At 63.4% G+C, this 6,497-nt stretch carries 7 protein-coding genes; 4 read left to right on the top strand and 3 right to left on the bottom strand.

All coding sequences use genetic code 11. The features are described 5' to 3' along the window. Positions 1-2: 2 nt before the first annotated feature. Complete coding sequence (locus tag EN939_RS16420; RefSeq protein WP_127268823.1) at positions 3-689, bottom strand: HAD family hydrolase; 687 nt, start codon at positions 687-689, stop codon at positions 3-5. Between the two features lie 176 nt (positions 690-865). On the opposite strand from EN939_RS16420, the gene EN939_RS16425 reads away from it, so the two are divergent. Next, positions 866-1,999 (top strand): site-specific DNA-methyltransferase, encoded by a 1,134-nt coding sequence (locus EN939_RS16425; protein WP_127268824.1) that lies wholly within the window; start codon positions 866-868, stop codon positions 1,997-1,999. Positions 2,000-2,065: 66 nt separating this feature from the next. Here the strand turns inward: EN939_RS16425 and EN939_RS16430 are convergent, their stop codons facing one another. Together EN939_RS16430 and mutY are read right to left on the bottom strand one after the other, a co-directional pair. Continuing rightward, the gene (locus tag EN939_RS16430) at positions 2,066-2,677 is read right to left on the bottom strand and encodes an HAD family hydrolase (protein WP_127268825.1); all 612 of its coding nucleotides are present in this window, start codon (positions 2,675-2,677) and stop codon (positions 2,066-2,068) included. Continuing rightward, positions 2,670-3,866: an A/G-specific adenine glycosylase gene (gene mutY / locus EN939_RS16435; protein WP_127268826.1), complete on the bottom strand. Its 1,197-nt coding sequence runs from the start codon at positions 3,864-3,866 to the stop codon at positions 2,670-2,672. Before mutY ends, EN939_RS16430 begins: the two co-directional genes overlap by 8 nt. Before the next feature lie 53 nt (positions 3,867-3,919). Between mutY and EN939_RS16440 the strand changes: the two genes are divergently transcribed. From EN939_RS16440 to EN939_RS16450, 3 genes are all read left to right on the top strand, one after another. Next, positions 3,920-4,420 carry a DUF721 domain-containing protein gene (locus tag EN939_RS16440; protein ID WP_127268827.1) on the top strand — a complete coding sequence of 167 codons (501 nt, stop codon included), beginning with the start codon at positions 3,920-3,922 and terminating at the stop codon, positions 4,418-4,420. Positions 4,421-4,583: 163 nt separating this feature from the next. Further along, the gene (locus EN939_RS16445; RefSeq protein WP_127268828.1) at positions 4,584-5,327 is read left to right on the top strand and encodes a DsbA family protein; all 744 of its coding nucleotides are present in this window, start codon (positions 4,584-4,586) and stop codon (positions 5,325-5,327) included. 105 nt (positions 5,328-5,432) lie between these two features. Further along, the coding region (locus EN939_RS16450; RefSeq protein WP_164751026.1) for an AAA family ATPase at positions 5,433-6,497 on the top strand (1,065 nt) is incomplete at its 3' end.

The following is a 6,497-nucleotide window of genomic DNA, read 5'->3' on the forward strand; positions in this document are numbered from 1 at the left end:
TCTCAGGCGTCCGACCACTCCGACAGCGCCGCGATCACGCTTTTCAGCTCCGCCCAGCGGCGGATCACCGTCTCGGCGCCGGCCTCGGTGAGCGCGTCGGCATGGCCGGGATAGCTGTGGGCGGCTCCGGTGAAGCCGATCACCCGCATGCCCGCCGCCCTTGCGCCGTGGACGCCGTGCACGGAATCCTCGATGACGAAAGTGTTTGCCGGGTTGGCGTTGAGTTTCTCCGCCGCGAACAGGAACACGTCCGGCGCCGGTTTCGTTTTCCCGGTCGGTGTTTCCATCGCCGAAAAAATCCGGTCGGCGAAAAACGGCAAAAGATGCACCTTCTCCAGCATGAATTCGATCCGCTCGGAGCGTGAATTCGAGCAGACGCAGCGCGGCACGGTTACCGCGGCAACGGCCTCGCGCGCGCCATCGATGGCGCGGACGTCGCTGCGCAGTTTGCGGTCGACCAATTGTTCCTCCCTGTCGATCAGAGAGGCCTGGAAGGGGATGCGGGACTTTTCCTCGACCCGCAGCATGATGTCCTTGAAGGTCAGGCCGGCATAGCTCTCCGAAATCTCCTCAGCCGATATCTCGTATCCTGCCAAGGTCAAAAGCTCGGCGTCGACACGGGCGGCGATGATCTCGGAATCGACGAGCACGCCGTCGCAATCGAAGATGACAAGGTCTGGCTGGGGCATGGTGATCCGGACAATGGGAGGGCGAAGTGGCCTCGGAAGGCTCAGGCGGCGCGGCATACACCAACAGGGCCGCCTTCGCAAATTCGCCCCACCCGTGCCTTGGCCTTCACGGAATATTTACGCTGATCGGTAACCATAACCAGGAGTAAACAGTAACGCGTGCCCTGGGTGTCAGAATGTCTGCCGTGCGTCTTCTCGACGAGCTATCCCACGCCCCCCAGCAATCCGAATGGCTGGACACGATCCTCAAGGGCGACTGCGTCGCCGCGCTCGACCGGCTGCCCGAAAAATCGATCGACGTCATCTTCGCCGATCCGCCCTACAATCTGCAGCTCGACGGCGACCTGCACCGCCCCGACCAGTCGAAGGTCGACGCCGTCGATGACGAATGGGACCAGTTCGAGAGTTTCGAGGCCTATGACGCTTTCACGCGGGCCTGGCTGCTGGCGGCGCGCCGGGTGCTGAAACCCAACGGCACCATCTGGGTCATCGGCTCCTATCACAACATCTTCCGTGTCGGCGCCAAGATGCAGGATCTCGGCTTCTGGATCCTCAACGACGTGGTCTGGCGCAAGACCAACCCGATGCCGAATTTCCGCGGCCGCCGCTTCCAGAACGCGCATGAGACGATGATCTGGGCCACCCGCGACCAGAAGGGCAAGGGGTACACTTTCAACTACGAAGCGATGAAGGCGTCCAACGACGATATCCAGATGCGCTCCGACTGGCTGTTTCCGATCTGCACCGGCGGCGAGCGGCTGAAGAACGACAATGGCGACAAGCTGCACCCGACGCAGAAGCCGGAAGCGCTGCTTGCCCGCATCATGATGGCCTCGACCAAACCGGGCGACATCGTGCTCGATCCCTTTTTCGGCTCCGGCACCACCGGCGCGGTGGCCAAGCGTCTCGGCCGCCATTTCGTCGGCATCGAACGCGAGCAGGCCTATATCGACGCCGCCAACGAGCGCATCGACGCGGTGCGGCCACTGGATGGCGCCGATCTCACCGTGCTGACCGGCAAGCGCGCCGAGCCGCGCGTTGCTTTCGTCAGCCTGATCGACACCGGCCTGATGATGCCGGGTGCGACGCTCTACGACGCCAAGAAGCGCTGGGCCGCCAAGGTGCGCGCCGACGGTACTGTGGCGATCGGCGACAGCGCCGGTTCGATCCACAAGATCGGCGCCGAAGTGCAGGGGCTGGATGCCTGCAACGGCTGGACCTTCTGGCATTATGAGCGCAGCGGTGGCCTGACCCCGATCGACGAGCTTCGCCGCATCGCGCGGCTCGGCATGGAGCGGGCAGGGGCCTGAACCCCTGCCAATTGCTTCGAATGCCGTTGATTCAAAGGCTCAACGGATCGCGCGAAGTGATTCAAATCAAGCCTTGATTCCGAGACGTTCGAGGTCTGCTTGAAGCGTCTCTGCATCGGTGAACAGCACCGACTGCCAGCCTGCCGCCTTCGCGCCATCGACGTTCTTCTGGCTGTCATCGATGAACAGCGTGGCCGCCGGTTCGAGGCCGAATGCGGCGACGTGGTGATCGTAGATGCCGCGATCCGGCTTGATCATGCCGATCTCGCCCGAGATGGTGACGCCGCGCGGGCGGTTGAGGAAATCGAAGCGCTCGCGGGCTTCGGCCAGCGTGTCGCTGGCGAAGTTGGTCAGCATGGTCACGTCGTGGCCGCTCTCGATCAGACCGAGCATGATGGCGACACTGTCGTCATAGGCATGTGGAACCATCTCGTGCCAGTGGCGGCGGAACCCGCGGATGTTTTCCGCGTGATCGGGATGGTCCGCGATCAGCAGCGCCTCGGCCTCTTCCCAGGTGCGGCCGCGATCCTGCTCGATGTTCCAATCATGCGTGCAGACATTGTCGAAAAACCACTTTCTCTCTTCGGCATCCGGAATGAGGCGGCTGAACGGAATGTTGGGATCGTAGTGGATCAGCACTCTGCCGATGTCGAAAACGATGTGGCGTATTTCAGTCATGGGGCCTCTTTGCACTGTGTGGCGACGGCTTTTTCGTCGCGCCGGGTATCGCAGCCTCGATTGCCTTTTTCATGACAGTCGGCAGCGCCTCGCCGGAAATCTCGTGAGCGAGCGACCAGAAATGCCCGTCTGGCGCATCACCTTTGATGTGAGCGTGAAAGACTTCGAGTTGGAGAGCGAAATGCGTGAAGACATGCGCAATGCGGCCCGCATACCGCCAGTCGCCGGGAAAGGGCGCGGCCGCTTCCGTGGTCGCCCCATCGATCCGCGCGGTCCAGCCCGTCGTCGGCACCTCGGTCATGCCGCCGAGCAAACCCTTCTCCGCCCGTTTGCGCAGAAGGATGGCGCCGTCGGCCCGCACGGCGACAAAGGCCGCGCCGTGCCGCTGCGGCTTGTCGGCCTTGGGCAGGCGCACCGGGAAGTGCTCGGGATCGCCTGAAACGACCGCGCTGCAGTCTTCGCGCAGCGGGCATAGCATGCAGCGCGGCCGGCGTGGCGTGCAGATGGTGGCGCCGAGATCCATCATCGCCTGGGCGAAGTCGCCAGGCCTTGTCCCGGGCACCATGCGCTCGACATGGGCACGGATTTCGGGCTTGGCTTCGCTGAGCGGGGTTGCGATCGAAAACAGCCGGGAGATGACGCGTTCGACATTGCCGTCGACAACGGCGGCGGGACGGTCGAAGGCAATCGCCGTGATGGCCGCCGACGTATAGGCGCCGATGCCTGGCAGTTCTCTCAAAGCCGTTTCCGTGTCGGGAAACCGGCCGCCACGCGCGGCCACAAGATCGGCACACGCCTTGAGATTGCGGGCGCGGGAGTAGTAGCCGAGCCCGGCCCAGGCCTTCATCACGTCCTCCGCAGGCGCCGCGGCCAGCGCCTCGACATCGGGCCATTTCTCGACGAAAATCCGGAAATAGGCCTTCACCGCTTCGACGGTGGTCTGCTGCAGCATGACCTCGGAGAGCCAGATACGGTAGGGATCAGGCCGCACGCCGCGCGCATGCTCACGAGGCGTGATGCGCCACGGCAATTCACGGTGGTGCACGTCGTACCAGCCTAGCAGGCGGGACGCGATATGCCCGGATGCAGCTCTGCTGCTATCTCCGGATGCAGCTCTGCTGCTGTCCCCGGATGTGGCTTTGCCACTATCCCAGGATACGGTCTTGCGGGTCTGGTCTGCTGGTGCCATTGATCTGTATCGGCCTGGCCGGTATCTGCTGGGGTCTTGGCTGGAGGACGTACATGGCAGGCAGAACGCCCTACGGCAATCCCGTCCCGGTCAGCGATCTCGCGACCAGGATCCTCGATCCGGTGCTGCGCAAGCGGGCTGGCATTTCGATCGGCCTCGTCCAGTCATGGGACGAGATCGCCGGCCCGCGGCTGGCCAGCCATTCGCGCCCCGAAAAAATCCAGTGGCCGCGCCGTATGCATGAGGACGATCCGTTCGAGCCGGCCGTGCTGGTCATTGCCTGCGAAGGCATGGCGGCACTTCATCTGCAGCACGAGACGGGCGAGATCATCAACCGGGTCAACGCCTTCCTCGGCTTCACCGCCATCAATCGCATCAGGATCCTGCAGAAGCCGGTGACAACCGACAAAGGAAGGCGCAAACCGGCCCTGAGGCCGCTGACGGCGGCTGAGAAGACGAAATTGTCGGGAACTGTCGGCCTGGTCGATAATGATGAACTGCGCGCCTCGTTGGAGAAACTTGGCGCGACCATTATTGGGGAGAGAAAATCATAGGCGTCTTGAAGAAAGTCATGGATTCGTCGTCACTATCTCGCATTCGTGATCGCCCTTGTCAGGTTTCGCGATTGGATTGGGGATCGAGATGCCTTAATTCGCGCCAACTCTCGCCTTTTCGTGTCTTTGCATTGCAAAATCCAACCCTTGTCAGGTGATTCGTATGAACCGTCCCCCGTTTGGCCAAAGCTTGTCTCGCAGAAACGTCCTGTCTTCGCTGGCCGCCATTCCGGCGGTGGCCCTGCTCGCCGCCTGCAGCGACTCTGGCGAGGAGGCGAAGGCCGCGGATGTGAAACCTGCGGCCCCGGCCGCCCCCGCGACGCCGGCCACGCCGGCCGCCGCCACCGCGCCGGAAGCCCAGGGCACCGTGGACATGGCGGAACTGATGAAGCCGGGTGCGCTGCCCGACAAACAGCTTGGCAAGGACGACGCCAAGGTCACCATCGTCGAATACGCCTCGATGACCTGCCCGCACTGCGCGCATTTCGCCGAGACCACCTTTCCGGACCTGAAGACCAAGTACATCGACACCGGCAAGGCGCGCTACATCCTGCGCGAATTCCCGTTCGATCCGAGTGCCGAAGCCGGTTTTATGCTGGCGCGCTGCGCCAAGGACAACTACTACCCTATGGTCGACGTCCTGTTCAGGCAGCAGGCGAACTGGGCTGGCGTTCAGAACACCAAGGATGCACTGCTGCAAATCTCGAAGCTCGCCGGTTTTACACAGGAGTCCTTCGAGGCCTGCTTGACGGACCAGAAACTTCTGGACGATGTGAGATCGGTCCAGAAGCGTGGCGCCAATGAATTCAAGGTCGACTCGACACCGACCTTCTTCATCAACGGTAAGACCTACAAGGGGGCGATGTCGATTGAGGAAATGTCGGCCATCATCGACCCTCTGCTCTGACGTCCAGTCAGCCCTGAGGCGGCGGCGCTTCGGCGTGCGCGGCTTCCGGTCGTGCCGCGAATTCTCATCGCAAAACCACGGTAATCCGCTTAGTGGGCGGCGCGAATGAAGTTTTCGCGCCTTCGCCTCCTCGGTTTCAAGTCCTTCGTCGAGCCCGGCGAGTTCGTCATCGAACGCGGACTGACCGGCATTGTCGGGCCGAACGGCTGCGGCAAGTCGAACCTTGTCGAGGCGCTGCGCTGGGTGATGGGCGAAAGCTCCTACAAGAACATGCGCGCGTCCGGCATGGACGACGTCATCTTTTCCGGCTCGGGCACGCGCCCGGCACGCAACACCGCCGAAGTCACACTTTTCCTCGACAACAGTGACCGCTCGGCGCCCGCTGCCTTCAACGATGCCGACGAATTGCAGGTGTCGCGCCGCATCGAGCGTGAGGCCGGCTCGCTTTACCGTATCAACGGCAAGGAGGCGCGCGCCAAGGACGTGCAGCTTCTGTTCGCCGACCAGTCGACCGGCGCGCGTTCGCCGTCGATGGTCGGTCAGGGCCGCATCGGCGAACTGATCCAGGCCAAGCCGCAGGCACGCCGCGCGCTGCTCGAAGAGGCAGCAGGCATTTCCGGCCTGCACACCCGCCGCCACGAGGCAGAACTGCGGCTGAAGGCGGCCGAGCAGAACCTCGAACGACTGGACGACGTCGTCGGCGAGCTGGAAAGCCAGATCGAAAGCCTGAAGCGCCAGGCGCGCCAGGCCTCCCGCTTCAAGAACCTGTCGGCCGATATCCGCAAGGCCGAAGCGACGCTGTTGCATCTGCGCTGGACGCTGGCCAAGACCCAGGAAGGCGAGGCGCGTTCGGCGCTGGCGGTTGCGACAGCCCTTGTCGGCGACCGCGCCGCGGCCCAGATGGCCGCCGCCAGGGAGCAAGGTATCGGTGCTCACCGATTGCCGGATTTGCGCGACGCGGAAGCCGCCGCCGCTGCTGCCTTCCAGCGCCTGTCGATCGCCAAGTCGCAGATCGAGGAGGAAGCCGGCCGCATCCGCGCCCGTCAGAGCGAACTCGAGCGCCGGCTACAGCAGCTCGACGGCGATATCGCACGTGAAGAGCGCATGGTCCGCGACAATGCGGACATTCTCGAGCGCCTTCGCACCGAAGAGGCGGCACTCAATTCGGAA

The sequence above is a fragment of the Mesorhizobium sp. M7A.F.Ca.CA.002.05.1.1 genome, assembly GCF_003998335.1.
GTDB lineage: Bacteria > Pseudomonadota > Alphaproteobacteria > Rhizobiales > Rhizobiaceae > Mesorhizobium.

Bases quoted from the DNA above. Each gene is read 5' to 3' on its own strand.
- EN939_RS16440 (WP_127268827.1), top strand. From the start codon at position 3,920: ATGGCAGGCAGAACGCCCTACGGCAATCCCGTCCCGGTCAGCGATCTC.
- EN939_RS16430 (WP_127268825.1), bottom strand. From the start codon at position 2,677: ATGACTGAAATACGCCACATCGTTTTCGACATCGGCAGAGTGCTGATC.
- EN939_RS16420 (WP_127268823.1), bottom strand. From the start codon at position 689: ATGCCCCAGCCAGACCTTGTCATCTTCGATTGCGACGGCGTGCTCGTC.
- EN939_RS16425 (WP_127268824.1), top strand. From the start codon at position 866: ATGTCTGCCGTGCGTCTTCTCGACGAGCTATCCCACGCCCCCCAGCAA.
- EN939_RS16445 (WP_127268828.1), top strand. From the start codon at position 4,584: ATGAACCGTCCCCCGTTTGGCCAAAGCTTGTCTCGCAGAAACGTCCTG.
- mutY (WP_127268826.1), bottom strand. From the start codon at position 3,866: ATGGCACCAGCAGACCAGACCCGCAAGACCGTATCCTGGGATAGTGGC.